Source organism: Massilia sp. NBRC 108631 (genome assembly GCF_059704565.1).
Genome location: NZ_BAAKJE010000076.1, coordinates 1 through 20,224, shown reverse-complemented (window position 1 = coordinate 20,224; position 20,224 = coordinate 1). Strand labels below are relative to the sequence as shown.

Genomic DNA, 20,224 nt, shown 5'->3' with positions numbered 1-20,224 from the left:
CACAACCCTGCCGGCCGGCCCCGGGGGGGCGGTGACCGGGCCCGGGGGCCCCGCCGCCGGGAAGGACTACCATGAGTACTTTATCGGACAGGGCGGTTGCGCCGCGCGCAGCGCCTGCCGCCACCTCCGCCGCAGGCGGCAGGCGCTCCGCGCTGCGCATCCTGTCGGCGGCGCTGGCGGCGCCTGCCGGACTGGCCGGGCTGGCCGCCTGCGGCAGCGAGCCGCGCAACCACCACACTTGGGGCCACGTGTTCGGCACCACGGTTGGCATCACCATCCATGACGGCTCCACGCAGCGCGCCCAGGAGCTGGGCGCTGCCGTGCTGGCCGAATTCGACCGCCTGCACCACAAATTCCACGCCTGGCAGCCCGGCATGCTGACGGAGCTGAACCAGCACGTTGCGCGTGGCCTGCCGTTCCATGCGGACGCCGAAATGGCCATGCTGCTGCAGTCGGCGGCGCGGCTGGCCGAACGCTCGGAGCACCTGTTCAACCCCGCCATCGGGCACCTGCTGCGGCTGTGGGGCTTCCAGGGCGGCGCGACCGGCAAAGCCGCGCCGGACCGCGCCGAGCTGCGCCACTGGGTCGCGGCCAATCCGCGCCTGTCGGACCTGCGCATTGCGGGCACCCGCATCGCCAGCGTCAATCCCGCGGTGCGGATCGATCTGGGCGGCTATGCCAAGGGCTATGCGCTGGACCGCGGCGCCGCCATCCTGCGCGCGGCAGGCGTGCAGGCCGCGCTGATCAACATCGGCGGCAATGTGCTGGCGATCGGCCAGCCGGGGAGCAGGCCATGGCAGGTCGGCATCCGCGACCCGCGCGCGGCCGCCACGCTGGCGACCGTCGGGTTGCGCGACAACGAAGCCATCGGCACCAGCGGCGATTATGAACGCTATGTGCTTGAGAACGGACAGCGCCGCGCGCACATCATCGATCCGCGCACCGGCATGCCGGCGCTGGGCGCCGCCTCGGTGACGGTGCTGGCCGGTGGCGGCGCGGACGCGGGCCTGCGTTCGGACGGCAACAGCAAGCCGCTGTTCATCGCCGGCGCCGCACGGTGGCAGGCCATGGCCGGCCAACTCGGTTTGCCGCAAGCCCTGCTGGTGGCCGACGAGGGCGGGGTCTCCATGACGGCCGCCATGCGGCGCCGCATCTCGGGCCGGGTCTGAAAACGGAAGCGCGCCCGTCCTGCGGCGCGCGGTCAGGTTCCGGCGTTGGCTGCATCACGCGGCCAGCGCGCCTTCTGGCATCGCCCCGCGCAGGCGCCAGTACAGGCGCAGCGCATATCCCAGGTTGAACATCAGCGCCAGGCAGGATGCCAGCATCATGCCGGCCGCAGGGCGCGCCAGCAGGTCAGGCCGCCGGCAGGCCGCCAGCAGCAGCGCCAGTGCCGCCAGGTGCAGGCCGAACTGGCGCTGCGCCCATGCTTCCGGAATGATCTTGCGCACGCCTGGCACCGAACGGCAGCCGCCGGGCAGCGTGCTTTGAAGGTGGTACCACAGCAGGAAAGGCACGATCTGGTACAGCATGCCGTTGATGACGGACAGTGCGAAGCCCGCCAGCAGCAGTGCGCCCAGCGCCAGCGGCAAGCCGGCGTCGGCCGTGTCCCATGGCAGCAGCACCAGCACGCAGGCCGCCAGCAGGCTGCCCACGGAGGTATACCAGAACAGCGTGGCCGGCTCGGGGCGCGGCCGCTTGCGGCGCAGCAGCAGCGCGATGGTGACGGCCGCGAACGCGCCGTAGCCGGCCGCGCCCAGCGCCATGCCCGCTTGCGTGAAGTGGCGCGCCGGCGCCTCGTCCAGGCGGCTGGCGATCGACACCGCCACCAGCAGCAGGAACAGCCAGGTGGTCAAACCGCGCGTAAGCCAGTCCGGATAAGTCTCGGTTACCTGGAACATCGGCACCACCTGGTAGGCCACGCCGATCACCGTCAGCCCGGCCCAGCCCAGCATGCCCCACATGGCGTGCAGGTCCGTCAATGGCAGCAAGGGCAGGGCAGCACTGCCGGGCCAGGCGAACTGGCTGCCCAGCAGTGCACCGAGGACGGCAGTAACGGCCAGCGCCGCCAGTGCCACGCGGATCGCCGCCATCATGGCGCTGGCGCCCGCCGCGTGGTGCTGCCACAGGCCGGCCGCGCAGCGCGCCAGCATCAGCAGCAGGGAAGGCAGCAGCAGCGCCATGGCCAGCGCGAACAGCACCGGCTGCGCAGACAGGAAGCCGGCTGCCAGCAGCAGCGTGCCGGCGCATAGTCCGGCGTGCACCGTGCGGCCCCTGGACTGCGGCAGGCCGATGCCCGCCACTGCGGGCAACAGCTGCAGCAGCGCACCGATGATGGCCATGCTCACGCAGCCCAGCGTCAGCAGGTGGGTGGCAGCCAGCATGCCCGGCGTCCAGCGGCTGGCAAACGCCGCTTCGCCATGCCACAGCAGGACCGCGGCGGCCAGCGCCGCGAACAGGGGGGCGCACAGCAGGAAGCGCAGCGGCAGCGACAGCGACGGGTTGTGTTCAAAGCTCAGGGCGCGTTGCATGGCGGGACCCGTCAGGCGAAGGCTTGCCAGATGCGCAGGGCGTAGCCGTCGCCGGTCCAGTGGCCCTCGTGGCGATAGCCGTCGCGTTCCAGGATTCCGAACAGCGGATGCGGTTCGCGATCCATGGCAACGTGCAGCACGTCGTCCTGCGCCAGGTTCTCCAGCGCATCCATGATGTGCTGCATGGGTTCCGGCGGCGGCAGGCCGCGCACATCGAGCGGCACGGCACGGCCATTGGGCAAGGGGTTCAGGTTCTGCTTGGTTTTCATGGAATTCTTCCGCGGGGTGAGAGGCGTAAAACAGAGACATAAATGGGTGCACCGATTGTCACATTCCCGCAAGTCGCTCTTCCTTGATACAGATCAAGGATTGCCGCCTTGCCCCCGCGTTACAGTGCGGCAGCACCGGCGTGCTGCCGGTTTCTCCACTGACGTAAAGCGAACACCATGAGTCTTACTGCATCACATGATGCCGCAGCCGGCGCCCAAACCGGCGCGGCGGGCATCGAACTGGTTTGCCCCGCAGGCAGCCTGCCTGCGCTGAAGGCGGCCGTCGACAACGGCGCCGACTGTGTCTATCTCGGCTTTCGCGACGCGACCAATGCGCGCAACTTCGCCGGCCTCAATTTCGACGACGCCGCCATTGCCCAGGGCATCGCCTATGCCCACCAGCGCGGACGCAAAGTGCTGCTGGCGCTGAACACCTATCCGCAGCCGTCCTCCACCGACCTGTGGCGCGGCGCCATCGCGCGCGCGGCGCAGGCCGGCATCGACGCGGTGATCCTGGCCGACCCCGGCCTGATGCGCTACGCCGCCGACCACTATCCGGAGCTGCGGCTGCACCTTTCGGTACAAGGATCGGCCACCAATGCCGAGGCCATCAACTTCTACCAGCGCCAGTTCGGCGTGGCGCGCGCGGTGCTGCCGCGCGTGCTGTCGCTGGCGCAGGTGGAGCACGTGATTGCCAACACCGGCGTGGAAATCGAGGTATTCGGCTTTGGCAGCCTGTGCGTGATGGTGGAAGGGCGCTGCGCGCTGTCCTCCTACGTCACGGGCGAGTCGCCCAACACGCACGGCGTATGCTCGCCGGCCAAGGCGGTGCGCTGGCAGCCGTCGCCGCAGGGTCTGGACGCGCGCCTGAACGGCGTGCTGATCGACCGCTACCAGGATGGCGAGAACGCCAGCTACCCCACGCTGTGCAAGGGCCGCTTCGACGTCGAAGGCGAAACCTACTACGCGGTCGAAGAGCCCACCAGCCTGAATACCCTGGAGCTGCTGCCCAAGCTGCTGGCGATGGGCGTGCGCGCAGTGAAGATCGAGGGGCGCCAGCGCAGCCCGGCCTATGTGGCGCAAGTGACGCGCGTGTGGCGCGAAGCGATAGACCAGTGCAGCGCGCCGTCGGCGCGCTACGCCGTCAAGCCGGCCTGGATGGCGGAACTGAACAAGGTGGCGGAAGGCCAGCAGCACACGCTGGGCGCCTATCACCGCGCATGGAAATGAGGGGAACATCATGCTGAAACTGGCACTGGGGCCATTGCTGTACTACTGGCCCAAGAACACCGTGCAGGCCTTTTACGAGGAAGTGGCCGCAGGTCCTGCCGACATCGTCTACCTGGGTGAAACCGTGTGCTCCCGCCGCCACGAGCTGCGCCTGGCCGACTGGCTGGCAATTGCCGCCATGCTGGAGGCGGCGGGCAAGGAAGTCGTGCTGTCCACGCTGGCCCTGCTCGAATCGAGCGCCGACGTGACCGCGCTGCGCCGCATCGCCGCCAACGGCCATTACCAGGTCGAGGCTGGCGACATGGGGGCCGTCAACCTGCTGTGCGGCGAAGGCGCGCCTGCCGCCGGCTTCGTGGCGGGGCCGCAACTGAATGTCTACAATGTGCCCACGCTGGAGTTGCTGCACGGCCTGGGCGCGCGGCGCTGGGTGATGCCGCTGGAGATGGGACGGGCCGGGCTGGCGCCCATGCAGCGCGGCCGTCCAAAGGGCATGCAGACCGAGGTGTTTGCCTACGGCCGCATGCCGCTGGCGTTCTCGGCGCGCTGCTTCACCGCGCGCAACCGCAATCTGCCCAAGGACAATTGCCAGTTCAGCTGCCTGGAACACCCGGACGGCCTGCTGATGCAAACGCGCGAGCAGCAGCCTTTCCTGGTGTTGAACGGTACACAGACGCAGTCGGCCCAGCACTACAGCCTGGCCGGCGAGGTCGGTGAACTGGAGGCCATGGGCGTCGACGTGCTGCGCATCAGTCCCCAGTCCCAAGGTACGGCGGGTGTACTGGCCGCTTTCGACGCGCTGCGGCGCGGCGCCGAACCGGCACCGGACAGCCTGCTGCCGCTGGCGGCCGGCGCGGCCTGCAACGGCTACTGGCACGGCGAACCGGGCCTGGCGCAGCACTACGCGGAGGCCGCATGAACGGCGCCGAGCGCAAGCACTTCACCGGTCCGGCCAGCCGCGCGCTGCCGCCTTCCGGTTCCGCATCCGGCGCGGGGCCTGGATTGCCTCCCGCTGCACTGCCGCCCGCAATGGCGGCAATACTGGGCAAGCTGCCGCCGCTGCCAGGCTCGCTGCTGTTTGCCGCCGCGCTCAACATCGCGCTACGGCCCTATCTGCCGGACGACGTGCGCGCCAGCCTGCTGGGGCGCCGCCTGCGCCTGACCGTCAGCGACGCCGCGCTGTCGTTCGACTATGAATGGCGCGGCGAGCGTTTCGCCGGCCTGCCGCGCGGCCCTGCGGCCGACCTGGAAATCGCCGCCAGCGCGCGCGACCTGCTGGCGCTGGCCCGCCGCGAGGAAGACCCCGACACGCTGTTCTTCAGCCGGCGCCTGTCCATGTCGGGCGACACCGAGCTGGGGCTGCTCGTGAAGAACACGCTGGACGCAATCGACACACCGCTGCCGGAGGCGGCGCGGCACGCAGTGCTGGCCTGGCTGCGCAACCTGGGCCGGTTCGGGAAGTCCGGCCTCCGCTAGCCACAATCAACTAGGAGGGCATCATGAGCCACAAAGACGCGGCGCTGCCGCTGGTGTATTCGTGTTCCGGCTGTTCCAGCGCCGCACAGACGGCCAACGCCGCCGCGCTGGAGCTGGATAGCCGGGGCAGCGCGGAAATGTCCTGCATCGCCGGTGTCGGCGGCGGCGTCGCGCCGCTGGTGCGGCTGGCCAGGTCGGGCCGCACCATCATTGCCATCGACGGCTGCGCGCTGGCGTGCGTGCGGCATTGCCTGGCGCAGCACGGCATCGAAGCCACCCACCATGTACTGCTGCCGCAGATGGGCGTAAAGAAGAAATACCACACCCGCCACGACCCGCAGCAAGCGGTGCGCGTGGCGCGCGCGGTCGAGGCCATGCTGGCGCCCCGGTCCGAGGCCATGGACGCCGAGCCGAACACCATCGAGGAAATTACCACATGAACCTGTCCACCTCCCTGCTGCAGGCGCTCAAGGCGTACGGTGCGCGCGAGCTGTTCGGCCTGCCGGGCGACTTCGTGCTGCCGTTCTTCCAGCAGGCTGAGCAAGCGGCCGCGCTGCCGCTGTACACCCTCAGCCACGAACCCGGCGTCGGCTTCGCCGCCGACGCGGCCGCGCGCTACGGCGGCGGCCTGGGCGTGGCCGTCATCACCTACGGCGCCGGTGCGCTCAACATGGTCAACGCGGTGGCCGCTTCCTACGCCGAGAAGGTGCCGCTGGTGGTCATTTCCGGCGCACCGGGCGCCCGTGAGCGCAGCAACGGCTTCCTGCTGCACCACCAGACCCGCAGCCTCGATTCGCAGTTGGCCATCTTCCGCGAGATCACCTGCGACCAGGTGGTGCTCGACAACGCCGCCGAAGCGCCGGCGCTGATTGCCCGCGCGCTGGCGAACTGCGTGGCGCAGTCGCGCCCCGTGTACATCGAGCTGCCGCGCGACATGGTGGCGGCGCCTAGCGCGCCGGTGCCGGTGCTGCCGCCGCCGGCAGCCGATCCGGACGCCGTGCGCGCCTGCGCCGCCGAAGTGCTGCGGCGGCTCTCGGATGCTCGCCGGCCGCTGCTGCTGGTCGGCATCGAGATACGGCGCTACGGGATCGAGCACAAGGTGGCGCGCCTGGCGCAGCTGCTGCGCGTGCCGGTGGCCACCACGATCATGGGGCGCGGCCTGCTGGCTGACGAGGACGCGCCGCTGCTGGGAACCTATCTCGGCGTGGCGGGCGATCCGGCCGTTACGCGCGCGGTCGAGGAGGCCGATGCGCTGCTGATGCTGGGCGTGCTGCTGTCGGATACCAATTTCGGCGTCTCTGCGCGCAAGATCGACATGCGCGGCAGCATCCAGGCGCTCGACGGCCAGGTGGCGCTGGGCCATCACGTCTATCCAGGCATTCCGCTGGAAGCGCTGATCGACGCCTTGCTTGCCCAAGGCGCCCCGGTCGCGGCGCAGGCGCCGCCGCAGCAGCCGGTGCGCTATCCGCGCGAGCTGCGCGCGGATGGCGGGCCGGTGGCGCCGATGGACATCGCGCGCGCGGTCAACGACGCGCTGGCCCAGGCCGGGCCAATGCCCATCGTGTCCGATATCGGCGACTGCTTTTTTACCGCACTCGATATCGACGGCGGCGGGCTGCTGGCGCCGGGCTATTACGCCACCATGGGCTACGGCGTGCCGGCCGGGCTGGGTCTGCAGGCGTCGGCCGGACGGCGGCCGCTGGTACTGGTGGGCGACGGCGCTTTCCAGATGACGGGCTGGGAGCTGGGCAACTGCCAGCGCTATGGTTGGGACCCGGTGGTCATCGTGTTCAACAACTGCGGCTGGGAGATGCTGCGCGCCTTCCAGCCGGAGGCGCGCTACAACGATCTGAGCGACTGGCGCTTCGCCGACATGGCGGCGGCGCTGGGCGGGGATGGCTACCGCGTCGAATCGCGCGCGCAGCTCAGGCAGGCGCTGGATAAGGCGCTGGCTACGCGCGGGCGCTTCCAGCTGATTGAAGCCATGCTGCCGAAGGGGGCGCAGTCCGATACGCTGGCGCGCTTCGTGGCGGGCGTGAAACGCCTGCAGGCGGCGGGGTGAGCTTGCTTTGGCGGGTTAGGCACTGCGTGCTAACCCGCCTGCGCCGTCCGAGGCTAGTGCGCCTGCCTCAGCATAAAGCGCGGAAACAGCGGCGCCATGCGGGAGGCCAGCGCCTCGTCGGGGTATCCCGGCAGCGCCTGAAGATTGAGTGCGGCATCGCGGCAGCCGGTGGCGCGGAACTGCTGCAGCACATAGTGTTGCACGCCCATGTCCGCCAGCGTGGCTGCCAGCCGTTCCAGCGAGGCGGGCGGCAACAGGCCGGAATGCGCCGTGGTGCGGCACTCGTACGCCACGCCGCTGTCCAGGATGGCGCGCACGCATTGCTCCGCCTGGCGTCCGCTGCCGGGCACGCCGGTCACGCTGGCGTAGTCCTCGAACGGCGCCTTCACGTCAAAACCGATCCAGTCCAGCAGCGGCAGCACGCGCCTTAGCCGCTCCGGGTAGATGCAGGCCGTGTGCAGCCCCACCTTGAAGCCGAGCGCGCGCACCTGCGCGATGGCGGCCGGCAGCGCCGGGTCGGTGGTCGGCTCGCCGCCGCTGAAAACCACCGCGTCCAGCAGGCCGGCGCGTCCTTCCAGCCGTTCCAGCAGCCGTGGCCAGGAGAGGGGGCTGGTGCGCGGGCGCGCTTGCAGCTCGGGATTGTGGCAGTAGCCGCAACGCCAGGCGCAGCCCTGCACGAACACCACGGCGGCCAGCTGGCCGGGATAGTCGGTGGCCGAGAACGGCGTAAAGCCGCCCACGTTCAGCTGTCCGCCGTCCATCTTAGTGCGACGCCGCTTCGGTGAAATACTGGCGCTCGTGGAACTCGCCCTGCTTGCCGATGTTGAAGGACGACAGCGGACGGTGGTAGCCCATCACGCGGGTCCAGATTTCGCACGGCTGGCGCTCGCTGTCGTCCAGCATCAGGTTGCCGGTGGTGGCGATGGCGTTGTTGGTAGCTTGCATGGTCTTCCTTTTCAGTGGTGGGTAAAATCGGGGCCTCAGGCGGCCAGTTTGCGTGCGATGAGGTCATCGTCGCACTTGGGACAGAAGGGATGGCGTCCGCTCAGGTAGCCGTGCTTGGGGCAGATCGAGAACGTGGGCGTGACCGTGATGTAGGGCAGGCCGAAGCGGCTCAGCGAGCGCTTCACCAGCGTGCGGCAGGCGTCCGCGCTGGACAGCGCTTCCGTCATGTACAGGTGCAGCACGGTGCCGCCGGTGTACTTGCGCTGCAGCGCATCCTGCTGCTGCAGCGCCTCGAAGGGATCGTCCGTGTAGCCGACCGGCAGTTGCGAGGAGTTGGTGTAGTAGGGCATGTCCGGCGTGCCGGCCTGCAGGATGTCTGGATAGCGCTTGCGGTCTTCGCGCGCGAAGCGGTAGGTGGTGCCCTCGGCCGGCGTGGCTTCCAGGTTGTACATATGGCCGGTCTCCTCCTGGAATTCCAGCATGCGCGCGCGCACGTGGTCCAGCAGGCGCAGGGCGAAGGCGCGGCCTGCCTCGGAGGTGATGTCGTCCGCGCCGGCGCTGAAGTTGCGTATCATCTCGTTGACGCCGTTTACGCCCAGCGTGGAGAAGTGGTTGCGCAGCGTGCCCAGGTAGCGCTTGGTGTACGGGAACAGGCCGTTGTCCATGTGGCGCTGTATCACCTTGCGCTTGATCTCCAGGCTTTGCTTGCCCAGCTCGAGCAGCACATCGAGCGCGGCCAGCAGCGCGGCCTCGTCGCCCCGGTGCAGATAGCCCAGGCGCGCGCAGTTGATGGTGACCACGCCCAGCGACCCGGTCTGCTCGGCCGAGCCAAACAGGCCGTTGCCGCGCTTGAGCAGTTCGCGCAGGTCCAGCTGCAGGCGGCAGCACATGGACCGTATCATGTTCGGCTTCAGTTCCGAGTTGATGAAGTTCTGGAAATAGGGCAGGCCGTAGCGCGCCGTCATTTCGAACAGCAGCTCGGCGTTCGGGCTGTGCCAGTCGAAGTCGGGCGTGATGTTGTAGGTCGGGATGGGGAAGGTGAAGGCGCGGCCCTTGGCGTCGCCCGCCATCATGACTTCGATATAGGCGCGGTTGATCATGTCCATCTCGGCCTGCAGTTCGCCGTAGCTGAACGGCATGGGCTGGCCGGCGATGTGCGGGATCTGCCCGCGCAGGTCTTCCGGACAAACCCAGTCGAAAGTCAGGTTGGTAAACGGCGTCTGGGTGCCCCAGCGCGAAGGCACGTTGAGGTTGTAGATCAGTTCCTGCATGGCTTGCTTCACGGCGGCGTAATCCAGGCCGTCGTTGCGCACGAAAGGCGCCATGTAGGTGTCGAAGGAACTGAAGGCCTGCGCGCCGGCCCATTCGTTCTGCAAGGTGCCGAGGAAGTTGACGATCTGGCCGATGGCGCTGGACATGTGGCGCGGCGGGGCCGACTCCACCTTGCCCGGCACGCCGTTCAGGCCTTCGTTGAGCAGGGTGCGCAGCGACCAGCCGGCGCAGTAGCCGGCCAGCATGTCGAGATCGTGGATATGCAGGTCCGCTTCGCGGTGGGCCTGGCCGACGGCCGGCGGGTAGACGTGGTCCAGCCAGTAGTTGGCGATCACCTTGCCGGACACGTTCAGTATCAGGCCGCCCAGCGAGTAGCCCTGGTTGGCATTGGCGTTCACGCGCCAGTCCTGGCGGTTCAGGTACTCGTTGACCGAGGCTACGACGTCCACCAGCGAGCTGCGGTCCTGGCGCAGGCGGCGGTGCTGTTCGCGGTAGACGATGAAGGCGCGCAGCGTGGCGCGGTTGCCGCTCTCGTACAGTGCGCGCTCCACCTGGTCCTGCACGTTCTCGACATCCAGCGGGCTATCTTGCGAGAGGCCATGCGCGGCGCCAGGCGTGGCCTGCCGCTGGGTGCCGAGGTAGGTGAGCACCAGCTGGGTCAGCTGGGCCGCCGTGGCGGCGTCGAATTCGCCGCTGGCTTCCCCCGCACGGCGCAGCGCCGAGTGGATCTTGGCCGGGTCGAAGGGCTGGCCGGCGCCGTCGCGCTTGATGATGCTGGTATGGGGTGATGCGAAGAGCACATGTCCTCCTTGGCTACTAGATGTGGTGTGAGTGCTCAGATTAGGCACTGTATGTAGTGGGGTCAACAGCTGCGGGCGCTGTTTTTGAATTTCTTGATCTGGCTTAAGACCGGTCCTACAGCGGCGTTACAGTGGCCAGGCCTGCTTGGTGACGGCGACCGCGATGATGTAGGCCAGCGTGGCCATGGCGGCCAGCAGGGCGGCGCGCCGGCCGGTGCGGGTGCGGGCGCGCTTGAGCGCGAAGGCGCCGAGAACGATGTAGAGCGCCACGGCGCCGAGCTTGGCGGCCAGCCAGGGCTGGACCAGCGGCGACTGGCCGCTGGTCCAGGCCAGCGTGACGGCGCTGGCCAGCAGCAGGGTGTCGATCAGCGGCGGTACGGTGCGCGTCCAGCGCTGTGCGGTCCAGGCGGCGCCGCACCACATGCCGGCGCCGCGCAGCAGGAACAGGCTGACGCTGGCGGCGACGCAGCTGACGTGTATCAGCTTGAGCACATGGTAGTCCATCATTCGTCGTCCCTCATTGCCTCATTCTGCCACGATCAGGAAGTCGATCAGTATCTCGCCCGGCGTGCGGGATACATAGGCGGCGCGCACGCGGGGGCCGAAGACCTGGTCGATCTGGCGCAGCAGCGGCAGCGGGTCATGGTCGTTACAGAAGCGCATCACCTCGCCGGGCTGCAGGGATTGCAGCGCGCCGAAGATGGCGGCATGGCGGAAACGCTTGGACACGCCGCGCGCGTCAAAAGGATAGATGCCGGTGGCGGTGGGAGCGGAACAATCGTGGGGCATGGCGAAACTCCTTGAAGTTGAAGGGGGGCGGCATAGCGCCCCCGGGCTTGCGAAATCGTTACGGGATCAGGACTGGCGGACCGCGGCGGCGCCGGGTGCCGCCACGGCGGCGCGCGGCTGGCCGGCGCGCAGCAGGCGCCATGCGAACAGCGCCAGGAACAGCGTGCCGGCTGCGAACACCACGTCGCCTGGCACGCGCATCCAGACCAGGGTTTCCATCAGCGGCGAGTGCACCACTTCAGGCGAACGGGCGAACCACATGCCGGTGCTGATGCTGGCCCAGGCCTGGTAGACGCCGGCCGGCGCCAGCGACAGGAACACCATCATGGCCAGGCCGATGTTCAGGCACCAGAACATGGGGCTGAGCAGGCGGTCCGACCAGGCGGCGCGCTCGCTCATGCCGCGCAGGCAGAACAGCAGCAGTCCGATGCCGAGCATGCCGTACACGCCAAACAGCGCGGCGTGGCCGTGGGCGGCGGTCATGTTCAGGCCCTGCATGTAGTACAGCGCGATCGGGGTGTTGATGGCAAAGCCCAGCAGGCCGGCGCCCACCGTGTTCCAGAAGCCCACGGCGATGAAGCACAGGATGGCCCAGCGGTAGCTGGAGACCCACGGCGCGGCCTTGCTGCGCTGGTAGTTGCGCCAGGCTTCGATGCCGAGCATGGACAGCGGCACCACTTCCAGCGCGGAGAACATGGAGCCGATGGCGATGACGAAGGTAGGCGTGCCGGTGAAGTACAGGTGGTGCAGGGTGCCCAGGATGCCGCCGAACAGGAACACGATGGTCTCCAGCACGATGGCGCTGTTGGCGGCCGCCGCGCGGATCAGGCCCAGGCGGGTGAACAGCAGGGCGATGACGGCCGTGGCGAACACTTCGAAGAAGCCTTCCACCCACAGGTGCACCAGCCACCAGCGCCAGTATTCAACCATCGAGTAGTGGGTGCTGCGGCCCCAGGTAAGCGAAGTGGCATAGAAGCCGCCGATGCACAGCGCCGACAGGAACACCATGACAATCAGGCCGCGGCTGTCGGACGGCTTCTTCAGCGCCGGCCACAGCGCGCGGCCCAGCAGTGTGACCCAGAACAGCAGGCCGACGAACAACAGGATCTGCCAGATGCGGCCCATGCTGGTGAACTCCAGGCCCTGGTTGCCGAGCCAGAAGGCAAAGGCGCTGCCCCTGTGCTGCAGGGTGCCCAGCCAGCCGCTGACGGTGGACCCGGCCACGATGAACAGCAGCGCGTAGAACAGCACGTTTACGCCCAGCTTCTGGTATTTCGGTTCATGCCCCGAAATGGCGGGCGCGATATACAGGCCGGTGGCCAGCCAGGCGGTGGCGATCCACAGCACCGCGAACTGGGTGTGGATGGTGCGGCTGACCACGAAGGGCAGCACGTCGGCCAGCGGCAGGCCGAAGAAGCTCTGGCCCTCGACCGCATAGTGGGCGGTGATGACGCCCATGGCGACCTGCACCAGGATCAGCGCGATCACCACGAAGAAGTACTTGCGCGTGGCGCGCATGGACGGCGTGGGGGCCAGCTTGAGCAGCGGGTCGGCCTTGGCCGGCACCGGATCGGCTTCCTCGCTGCTGCGCGCATGGAACATCACCATGGCGGCGATGGCGCCCAGCATCAGCACGATGCTGGCCACCGACCAGATGCCGGCGCTGGCGCCGGGACGGTTGCCCACCAGGGGCTCGTGCGGCCAGTTGCTGGTGTAGCTCAGGCCCGCTTCGCCGGGACGGTCGGTGGCGGCCGCCCAGGCCGACCAGAACACGAAGGCCGGCAGCGCCGCCAGTTCTTCCGGATCGGTGAGCGAGTTGGCTGTCATGGCGTATTGCTCGCGCAGGGCGTCGAGCGCGCGGTCGTCGCCGAACAGGCCGGTATAGTGGCGCGCCACTTCCTGCACCGCGTCGGCGCGGTCCGGCGAGAGCACGATGGCGCCGCGGCCGGGATCATACGTATTGCTGCGCATTTCCTGCTGCACGCGCGCGTCCAGCGCGGCCTGGGCCGGCTTGCCGAGCGACTCGTAGGGCGCCTTGTGCTCGCGCAGGGCCCAGATCTGGCGCAGCGCCAGTGCCTCGCGGTGCAGCCAGTCGGCCGACCAGTCCGGCGCCACATAGCTGCCGTGGCCCCAGACAGTGCCCAGCTGCTGGCCGCCGGCCGCCAGCCAGGCCTGCTGGCCGCGCTGCACTTGCCCCTCGGAGTAGAGCAGGCGTCCTTCGGTACTGACGATTCGTTGCGGGATGGGCGGGGCGGCCAGGTAAATCTCGGCGCCGACCCAGCCCAGGACGGCAAAGGACAGGGCGCAGATGACTGCGAGCCAGGTCCAGAGTTTGCGCGTAGCGTGCATGGTTTCCTCGGTATGGTTGGTTGGGACAGTGCGATTTTTAGCCAGGCCGACAAAACAGGCAAATGAAATGCAGCTTTTCTTGATCTGGGTTATGTCCGGGCTTTCCGGGCGGGGCAATAATGGCGCCAATAGCAAACAGATACGCCAGGGAGCCCGCCATGAGATTGAGCAGTTACACCGACTACACGCTGCGCACGCTGATGTTCCTGGCGCGCCGGGGCGGCAGTGCGGCCACCATCCAGGACATCGCCGACCTGCACGGCCTGTCGCGCCACCACCTGGGCAAGGTGGTGATGGACCTGGCGCGCGGCGGCCTGGTGCGCACCTTGCGCGGGCGCGGCGGCGGCATCACGCTGGGTGTGGCGCCGGGCGCCATCAATATCGGCGCAGTGGTGCGCCGCACCGAGACCGGTTTCGACATGGCCGCCTGTTTCGGCGCCACCGGGCAGGTGTGCGCGCACCAGGGCTGCTGCGGGCTGAAAGGCGCCCTGGAGGCAGCCACCGCCGCCTACCTGGCGCGGCTGGACGCGCTCACGCTGGCCGATCTGGTGCCGGGCAGGGGGCCGGCGATGGCGGCGGTGCCGATGACCGGCCCCAAACCGTCGCCGATTCCCGGACTAGTCATTTCGGACGAGGCGGCTAGCCTTTTTGCCTTGCCGTGATACACCTCCGGCCAATATCGGGGCGCCGCGCCGCCGCGTAACCTGACGTCATCCGATAGTCTGTCAGGGAGAACCAAGGTGGCACTCAATAACAAGGAAGGCACAGCGGTCCGCGTGCTGGCCAGCAGCACGTTCGCATTCACCATCTGCTTCGCGGTGTGGATGATGTTCGCGGTGCTCGGCATTCCCATCAAAAAATCGCTGGGTCTGAACGAGACTCAATTCGGCCTGCTGGCCGCCATGCCCGTGCTGAGCGGCTCGCTGGTGCGGGTGCCGCTGGGGATCTGGTGCGACCGCTACGGCGGCCGCATCGTATTCTTCCTGCTGATGCTGGCCACCGTGCCGGCCATCTACCTGATCGGCCTGGCCACCGAGTACTGGCAGTTCCTGGCGCTGGGCCTGATGATAGGCCTGGCCGGCGGCTCCTTCTCGGTTGGCACTCCCTACGTGGCGCGCTGGTTCCCGAAAGAGCGGCGCGGCCTGGCCATGGGCATTTTCGGCGCCGGCAACTCCGGCTCCGCGCTGACCAAGTTCGTGGCGCCGGCCATCATCGCGGCGTGGGGCTGGCAGTCGCTGCCCGCCGTGTACGCGGCCGGCATGCTGATCACCGCCATCGCCTTCTGGATGTTCAGCGCCACCGATCCCTCGCACAACGTGGCCGGCACGGTCAGTTTCGCCCAGCAGATGAAGGTGCTCAAGGACCGCCGCGTGTGGCGCTACTGCCAGTACTACTCGGTGGTGTTCGGCGGCTACGTCGGCCTGGCGCTGTGGATGACCAAATACTACGTGGCCGAATACGGCTTCGACCTGCGGCTGGCCGCGCTGCTGGCGGCCTGCTTCTCGCTGCCGGGCGGCGTGCTGCGCGCGCTGGGCGGCTGGATCTCGGACCGCTACGGCGCCTATCAGGTCACCTGGTGGGTGATGTGGGTGTGCTGGGTGTGCTTCTTCCTGCTGTCCTATCCGCCAACGTCGATGGTGGTCAAGACCGTCAACGGCCCGCTGCAGATGGACCTGGCGCTCACGCCCTGGATGTTTACCGCGCTGCTGTTCGTGGTCGGCATCGCCATGGCCATCGGCAAAGCCTCGGTGTTCAAGTTCATCGGCGATGAATTCGCCGACAACATCGGCGCCGTCTCCGGCGTGGTCGGCCTGGCCGGCGGCCTGGGAGGCTTCGTGCTGCCCATCATGTTCGGCGCGCTGCTGGACCTGACCGGCGTGCGTTCCAGCGCCTTCATGCTGTTGTACGGCACCGTGTGCGTCTCGCTGGTGTCCATGCATTACTCGTTTGGCCGCTCCGGTACCCCGTCGGCCGCCCAAGCGCCCTTGGCCAAAGCTGCCTAATCCTCGTTTTCAGGAGAAATCATGAGCAAATATCTAATCAGTACCTGGGAGCCCGAAGCACCGTCCTTCTGGCGCGACGGCGGGCGCGACACCGCCAACCGCAACCTGTGGATCTCCATCCCCGCGCTGGCGCTGGCCTTCGCGGTGTGGATGGTGTGGAGCGTGGTGGTGGTCAACCTGCCGGCCATCGGCTTCCAGTACAGCACCAACCAGCTGTTCTGGCTGACCGCGCTGCCCGGCCTGTCCGGCGCCACCTTGCGCATCTTCTATTCCTTCATGGTGCCCATCTTCGGCGGGCGCAAGTGGACCACCATCTCCACCGCCTCGCTGCTGATCCCGGCCATCGGCATCGGCTACGCGGTGCAGGACGTAAACACCGGCTATCCGACCATGCTGGTGCTGGCGCTGCTGTGCGGCCTGGGCGGCGGCAATTTCGCCTCCTCCATGGCCAACATCAGCTTCTTCTTCCCCAAATCGCAAAAAGGCTACGCGCTGGGCATGAACGCCGGCCTGGGCAACCTCGGGGTGTCGGCGGTGCAGTTCGTGGTGCCGCTGGTGATCACCATGGGCGTGTTCGGCGCCATCGGCGGCGAGGCGCAGACCGCCGTCAAGAATGGCCAGAGCACCACCATGTGGCTGCAGAACGCAGGCTTCATCTGGGTACCGTTCATCGTCGTCAGCAGCCTGCTGGCATGGTTCGGCATGAACGACCTGGCCTCGGCCAAGGCGTCCTTCGCCGACCAGGCCGTGATCTTCAAGCGCAAGCATAACTGGCTCATGTGCTGGCTCTACACCGGCAGCTTCGGCTCCTTCATCGGCTACTCGGCCGGCTTCCCGCTGCTGATCAAGACCCAGTTCCCGGACGTGAACCCGCTGCAGTACGCCTTCCTCGGCCCGCTGGTGGGCGCGTTGGCCCGCGTGGTGGGCGGCATCATCTCCGACAAGCTGGGCGGCGCGCGCGTCACCGTGTGGACCTTCGCCGGCATGATACTGGCCGTGTACGGCGTGCTGCAGTTCCTGCCGCACGAGGGCGTGGCCGGCAACTTCAACGGCTTCTTCTGGATGTTCATGCTGCTGTTCGCCGGCACCGGCGTGGGCAACGCCTCGACGTTCCGCATGATCCCCGTGATCTTCCTCACCGAGCGCCAGCGCGCCGCCGCGGGCCAGCCCAAGGCCGTGCAGGAGCAGGCCGTGATCGAAGCGAACAAGGAAGGCGCAGCGGTGCTGGGCTTCACCTCGGCGGTGGCCGCCTACGGCGCCTTCTTCATCCCCAAGAGCTACGGCACCTCGATCGCCCTGACCGGCGGCCCCGGCGCGGCCCTGTGGTGCTTCATCGGCTTCTACGTCAGCTGCATCGCGCTCACCTGGTGGTGCTACGCACGCAAAAACGCGGCCATGCCATGCTAACCATTCCCATCACCCCCTCGGTCGAGTTCGACGCGGCGCTGGTGCGCCGCCTGACCCAGGCCGGGCCGCGCTACACCTCTTACCCGAGTGCGGACCGCTTCCAGTCCGCCTTCGGCGAGGCGGACTACCGCAGCGGCGTGGCGGCGCGCCGCGCCGAAGCCGAAGCAGGGCAGGCGCGCGGGCTGTCGCTGTACGTGCACATCCCGTTCTGCCAGTCGCTGTGCTACTACTGCGGCTGCAACAAGATCATCACGCAGGACCGCGGCAAGGCGGTGCAGTACCTGGACTACCTGGAGCGGGAGATCGGCCTGCAAGGCGCGCTGTTCGCCGGCATGAACCGGGTCGAGCAGCTGCACTTCGGCGGCGGCACCCCCACCTACCTGGACGACGCCCAGATGGACGGCCTGCTGGCCTGTTTGCGCCGCCGGTTCGCGTTCGCCTCCGACGAGGAAGGCGAATTCTCGGTCGAGATCGACCCGCGCACCGTCACGCCCGAACGCATGCATGTGCTGCGGCGCCAGGGATTCAACCGGGTCAGCCTGGGCATCCAGGACTTCGACCCGGCGGTGCAGCGCGCCGTCAACCGCATCCAGCCCTACGGGCAGACCGCCGGCGTGCTGGCCGCTGCGCGCGCGGCCGGCTTCCGTTCCGTCAGCGTGGACCTGATCTACGGCCTGCCGTGCCAGAGTCCGGACAGCATGGCCGTCACGCTGGAGCAGGTGATCGGCCTGAAGCCGGACCGGCTGGCGCTGTACAACTACGCCCACCTGCCGCACCTGTTCAAATCGCAAAGCCTGATCGATGCGGCCGCGCTGCCGGACCCGGAGACCAAGCTGGCCATGCTGGCGCTGTGCATCGAGCGGCTCACGGCCGCAGGCTACGTCTACATCGGCATGGACCACTTTGCGCTGCCGCAGGACGACCTGGCGCGCAGCCAGCGGGAAGGGCGGCTGCAGCGCAATTTCCAGGGCTATTCCACGCACGCCGAGAGCGATATGGTGGCGCTGGGCGTGTCGGCCATCAGCCAGGTGGGCGGCTGCTACAGCCAGAACGAGAAGACGCTGTCGGCCTACTATGCGGCGCTGGATGAAGGGCGCCTGCCGGTGGCGCGCGGGGTCGCGCTGGACGCGGACGACTGCCTGCGGCGCAGCGTGATCGGGAAGCTGATGTGCGACTTTGCGCTGGATTTCGCGGCGCTCGATCTCACCGGGCTGGACGCGCCCGGCGGCGCGGCGGGCTATTTTGCCGCCGAGCTGGAGCGCCTGAAGCCGCTGGAGGAGCAGGGCCTGCTTTGCCTCGGCAGCAAAGGCGTGAAAGTCAAACTGCGCGGGCGCCTGCTGATCCGCAACATCTGCATGGTGTTCGACCGCTATCTGCATGAACAGGCCGAAACCGGCCCGCCGCCCCGGCGCTATTCCGCGACCATTTGAGGCGGCGCAGGAGACCAATATGGACCGTAACAAAATCAAGCCCCAAACCTTCCTGTCGCGGGTGCCGCTGTTTAACACCCTGCAGGAAGAAGAGCTGGACCGCATCGCGCTGGGTTGCACCGAGCTGCGGGTGGAGCGGGGCGACCTGATCTTCCAGCGCGGCGACCCGTGCAGCGGCTTCCACGTGGTGCTGTACGGCCGCGTGAAGCTGGCGTTCCACTCGGCGCACGGGGCCGAGAAAGTGATAGAACTGATCGGGCCGGGCCACAGCTTCGGCGAAGCGCTGATGTTCATGAACAGCCCCTACATCGTCACCGCGCAGGCGACGGAAGACAGCCTGCTGCTGCACGTGGCCAAGCCGGCCATCTACCGCGAAATTGAAAACGCGCCGGCGTTCGCCTGCAAGATGCTGGCAGGACTGAGCCAGCGCATGCACAGCCTGATGTCCGACCTCGAGTCGTACGCGCTGCGCTCGGGCACCGAGCGCGTGGCTGCCTTCCTGCTCAAGCAGCCGGCGCAGGAAGCGGCGGGGGAGGTGTCGCTCACGCTGCCGGTGTCGAAGGCTGTGCTGGCGTCGCGGCTGAGCCTCACGCCGGAGCACTTCTCGCGCATCATGGCAGAGTTGAGCGCGCGCCAGCTGATCGCGTTCAAGGGGCGCAGGGTGGCGATCCTGGACCAGGCCGCGCTGCGCCTGTGCGCGGGCTGAGGAGGGCGCCATGCAAGACATCGAAAAATTCGTACAAGGCTTCGGCCGCTTCCAGCAGCGCTACTTCGGCGACACCCACGGGCTGTACGACAGCCTGCGCGCGCGGCAGACGCCGGGCACCTTGCTGATCGGCTGCTGCGACTCGCGGGTCGACCCGATGCTGCTGACGGGCAGCGACCCGGGCGACCTGTTCGTGGTGCGCAACATCGCCAACCTGGTGCCGCCGTGCACGCCGGACGCGCCGCCGGGGGTGAGCTCGGCGATCGAGTTCGCCGTATGCAACCTGGAGGTGGAGCGGGTGATCGTGCTGGGGCACGCGCGCTGCGGCGGCATCCGCGCCCTGATGGGGCCGCGCCAGCCGGTGGCCGAGACCGACTTCGTGGGGCGGTGGATGAAGATTGCCGAACCGGTGGCGCGCGAAGTGCGGCAGACGCTGGGCCACCGCGGCCCGGACGAGCAGCACAAAGCCTGCGAGCTGGCCAGCATCCTGCATTCGCTGGACAACCTGCTGACCTACCCCTGGATCAAGCGCCGCGTCGACGAAGGCAAGCTCAAGCTGCACGGCTGGTACTTCGACATCGAAAGCGGCGCCCTGATGGCCTACTCCGCCCGCCGCCAGCAATTCCTCCCCCTGGTCTGCCCCCTCACCCGCCAGCCAGCCTGAGCCGCAATCCCCCCCATTCGGGGTCAGACCCCGGAGTGGGGCGATTGCGGCTCAGGACGTCTGCATCTGTACGCAAACTCCGAATCCATAAAAATAAGCCCTGTCTGGGGTCCGACGCGGGAACTGGCCATACTCCGCCAAGTTCAGCCAGGCTGAGCCGCATTGTTTCACTTCGGGGTCAGACCCCGAATGCTTGAAATGCGGCTCAGCTTGCTGGTATTTCTGAGGAGGAATCTTAATCGGCCGTCGGAACTCTGGCGCTGTCTTCGGTTGTTTCTGACGGTTTTTGCAGCCGGG

20 protein-coding genes are annotated in these 20,224 nt (G+C 68.1%); 12 read left to right on the top strand and 8 right to left on the bottom strand.

Features of this window, described 5'->3' with window-relative positions; genetic code table 11:
- The first annotated feature begins 71 nt into the window (after nt 1-71).
- Nucleotides 72-1,169 (top strand): FAD:protein FMN transferase, encoded by a 1,098-nt coding sequence (locus AC6H42_RS09920; RefSeq protein WP_082551598.1) that lies wholly within the window; start codon nt 72-74, stop codon nt 1,167-1,169.
- Between the two features lie 54 nt (nt 1,170-1,223).
- Here AC6H42_RS09920 and AC6H42_RS09915 read toward each other — a convergent pair whose 3' ends face one another.
- Entirely contained in the window at nt 1,224-2,528 is a 1,305-nt protein-coding gene (locus tag AC6H42_RS09915; protein ID WP_497547928.1) for a permease, read from the bottom strand.
- An 11-nt stretch (nt 2,529-2,539) separates the two neighbouring features.
- Entirely contained in the window at nt 2,540-2,797 is a 258-nt protein-coding gene (locus AC6H42_RS09910) for a DUF2249 domain-containing protein (RefSeq protein ID WP_497547927.1), read from the bottom strand.
- A 177-nt stretch (nt 2,798-2,974) separates the two neighbouring features.
- Here AC6H42_RS09910 and ubiU point away from each other — a divergent pair, with 177 nt between their 5' ends.
- From ubiU to ipdC, 5 genes are read left to right on the top strand one after another with little or no spacing between them, the layout of a single operon-like run.
- Nucleotides 2,975-4,027, top strand: a complete 1,053-nt coding sequence (gene ubiU, locus AC6H42_RS09905) for a ubiquinone anaerobic biosynthesis protein UbiU (RefSeq protein ID WP_497547926.1) — start codon at nt 2,975-2,977, stop codon at nt 4,025-4,027.
- Nucleotides 4,028-4,037: 10 nt separating this feature from the next.
- On the top strand, nt 4,038-4,943 hold the full coding sequence (locus AC6H42_RS09900; protein WP_057153876.1) for a U32 family peptidase: 906 nt from the start codon (nt 4,038-4,040) through the stop codon (nt 4,941-4,943).
- Nucleotides 4,940-5,500, top strand: coding sequence for a ubiquinone anaerobic biosynthesis accessory factor UbiT (ubiT, locus tag AC6H42_RS09895; protein WP_082551599.1), 561 nt, complete (start codon nt 4,940-4,942; stop codon nt 5,498-5,500). Before AC6H42_RS09900 ends, ubiT begins: the two co-directional genes overlap by 4 nt.
- A gap of 23 nt (nt 5,501-5,523) precedes the next feature.
- A complete protein-coding gene (locus tag AC6H42_RS09890; RefSeq protein ID WP_057153877.1) occupies nt 5,524-5,940 on the top strand; it encodes a putative zinc-binding protein in 417 nt (138 codons plus the stop codon).
- Nucleotides 5,937-7,562: an indolepyruvate/phenylpyruvate decarboxylase gene (gene ipdC / locus AC6H42_RS09885; RefSeq protein WP_497547925.1), complete on the top strand. Its 1,626-nt coding sequence runs from the start codon at nt 5,937-5,939 to the stop codon at nt 7,560-7,562. Before AC6H42_RS09890 ends, ipdC begins: the two co-directional genes overlap by 4 nt.
- Before the next feature lie 53 nt (nt 7,563-7,615).
- Here ipdC and AC6H42_RS09880 read toward each other — a convergent pair whose 3' ends face one another.
- The 6 genes from AC6H42_RS09880 to AC6H42_RS09855 all read right to left on the bottom strand — a co-directional run bounded on the left by AC6H42_RS09880 (nt 7,616) and on the right by AC6H42_RS09855 (nt 13,717).
- Nucleotides 7,616-8,323, bottom strand: coding sequence for an anaerobic ribonucleoside-triphosphate reductase activating protein (locus AC6H42_RS09880; RefSeq protein ID WP_057153879.1), 708 nt, complete (start codon nt 8,321-8,323; stop codon nt 7,616-7,618).
- A 1-nt stretch (nt 8,324) separates the two neighbouring features.
- Entirely contained in the window at nt 8,325-8,507 is a 183-nt protein-coding gene (gene nrdD / locus AC6H42_RS09875; protein ID WP_057153880.1) for an anaerobic ribonucleoside-triphosphate reductase, read from the bottom strand.
- Nucleotides 8,508-8,542: 35 nt separating this feature from the next.
- Nucleotides 8,543-10,579 carry a ribonucleoside triphosphate reductase gene (locus AC6H42_RS09870; RefSeq protein WP_497547924.1) on the bottom strand — a complete coding sequence of 679 codons (2,037 nt, stop codon included), beginning with the start codon at nt 10,577-10,579 and terminating at the stop codon, nt 8,543-8,545.
- Between the two features lie 126 nt (nt 10,580-10,705).
- Nucleotides 10,706-11,086 carry a SirB2 family protein gene (locus AC6H42_RS09865; protein WP_497547923.1) on the bottom strand — a complete coding sequence of 127 codons (381 nt, stop codon included), beginning with the start codon at nt 11,084-11,086 and terminating at the stop codon, nt 10,706-10,708.
- An 18-nt stretch (nt 11,087-11,104) separates the two neighbouring features.
- A complete protein-coding gene (locus AC6H42_RS09860; RefSeq protein WP_057153882.1) occupies nt 11,105-11,368 on the bottom strand; it encodes a DUF2249 domain-containing protein in 264 nt (87 codons plus the stop codon).
- Nucleotides 11,369-11,434: 66 nt separating this feature from the next.
- Nucleotides 11,435-13,717 carry a nitric-oxide reductase large subunit gene (locus AC6H42_RS09855; RefSeq protein WP_057153883.1) on the bottom strand — a complete coding sequence of 761 codons (2,283 nt, stop codon included), beginning with the start codon at nt 13,715-13,717 and terminating at the stop codon, nt 11,435-11,437.
- Nucleotides 13,718-13,875: 158 nt separating this feature from the next.
- On the opposite strand from AC6H42_RS09855, the gene AC6H42_RS09850 reads away from it, so the two are divergent.
- The 6 genes from AC6H42_RS09850 to AC6H42_RS09825 all read left to right on the top strand — a co-directional run bounded on the left by AC6H42_RS09850 (nt 13,876) and on the right by AC6H42_RS09825 (nt 19,927).
- Complete coding sequence (locus AC6H42_RS09850) at nt 13,876-14,379, top strand: RrF2 family transcriptional regulator (RefSeq protein WP_082551600.1); 504 nt, start codon at nt 13,876-13,878, stop codon at nt 14,377-14,379.
- 78 nt (nt 14,380-14,457) lie between these two features.
- Nucleotides 14,458-15,720 (top strand): MFS transporter, encoded by a 1,263-nt coding sequence (locus AC6H42_RS09845; protein ID WP_057153884.1) that lies wholly within the window; start codon nt 14,458-14,460, stop codon nt 15,718-15,720.
- Nucleotides 15,721-15,741: 21 nt separating this feature from the next.
- Nucleotides 15,742-17,127: a NarK family nitrate/nitrite MFS transporter gene (locus tag AC6H42_RS09840; protein ID WP_057153885.1), complete on the top strand. Its 1,386-nt coding sequence runs from the start codon at nt 15,742-15,744 to the stop codon at nt 17,125-17,127.
- Complete coding sequence (gene hemN, locus AC6H42_RS09835; protein WP_057153886.1) at nt 17,121-18,557, top strand: oxygen-independent coproporphyrinogen III oxidase; 1,437 nt, start codon at nt 17,121-17,123, stop codon at nt 18,555-18,557. Before AC6H42_RS09840 ends, hemN begins: the two co-directional genes overlap by 7 nt.
- Before the next feature lie 19 nt (nt 18,558-18,576).
- Complete coding sequence (locus tag AC6H42_RS09830; protein WP_057153887.1) at nt 18,577-19,263, top strand: Crp/Fnr family transcriptional regulator; 687 nt, start codon at nt 18,577-18,579, stop codon at nt 19,261-19,263.
- A 10-nt stretch (nt 19,264-19,273) separates the two neighbouring features.
- Nucleotides 19,274-19,927, top strand: a complete 654-nt coding sequence (locus AC6H42_RS09825; protein WP_057153888.1) for a carbonic anhydrase — start codon at nt 19,274-19,276, stop codon at nt 19,925-19,927.
- Nucleotides 19,928-20,224: the final 297 nt, after the last annotated feature.